This is a genomic window from Bartonella sp. AP57NXGY, assembly GCF_042195805.1.
In the GTDB taxonomy this organism is placed as follows: domain Bacteria; phylum Pseudomonadota; class Alphaproteobacteria; order Rhizobiales; family Rhizobiaceae; genus Bartonella.
Map to the genome: position 1 here is coordinate 1 of NZ_JBHIOZ010000399.1, position 949 is coordinate 949.

The 949-nt window shown below is 41.6% G+C and carries 1 pseudogene; it reads left to right on the forward strand.

The window, feature by feature from the left end:
• Positions 1–949, forward strand: a pseudogene (locus ACFIL8_RS11110) (filamentous hemagglutinin); the annotation flags it as partial.

Consider the following 949-nt stretch of genomic DNA (forward strand, 5'->3'; position numbering starts at 1 on the left):
GGAGGGACTGGAGATATTCTTTTTGTTGCTCCAGGCGTTATGGTGGATCAGTTCACATCGGTTTTAGCAGCACGAGATTTTATCATCAAAACCGGGGAGCTTGAAAATAGCGGTCAATTGGCATCGGGGCAGGATTTAGTCTTTAGCGTGACGGGCGATGTGACCAACAGCAAAACGGGTTTAATTTATGTAAAGGGCAATGGTGCTTTACAAGTTGATGGGGCTTTGCTCAATGATTTTGGCGCTATTATGGCAGAAGGCAATTTATTTTTCACCAATGCAGCTGGTACTGGAAAAAGCCTTTCGCTTGTGAATAAAGCGGGCGTTATTCAAGCAGGTGGAAACTTAAATATCCAAACCAACAGTCTCAAAAACGAAGCCGATAGCATGCCTGTCATCACGGAAAAAACGGAAGAAGTCGCCATAGCATTCGAAAAACCAAAGGGTTTTAATTTGCTCAATGAACAGAATTTATATCACGATATGAAGAGAGAGCGTTGGGGAAAGGGGTATGTTACGTATATATTAATAGGTGGAGAGGATTATATGCATACTCAAGGAGGGTATCTTAAGGAAGAATTTGTATTTGATAAAAAGCTTTGGGCTAACAAAGAGGGAACCTATGGCACGGCAACTTTGCAAGGTGGAACAGTCTATAAGGCATTCACTTGGAAATATGATAAAAGAAAAGGAGATATAGAACGCTATCAATGGAATAATCAGTCATACATGACAGAGAAGACTGTCACGCAGAGTTTTTCGCATAAACCGGCTGCTCAGGGGATGATACAATCTAGTGGCAATCTCATCATTAATGCCGATACCATTGACAACCACTATAGCATTATACAAGCAGGAGGAAATGCCGATATCCACGCCAATGTGCTCACCAATTTGGGGGCAACGGTTTATAAAAACACTTATATGGGTTGTAATGCTAATACGGATG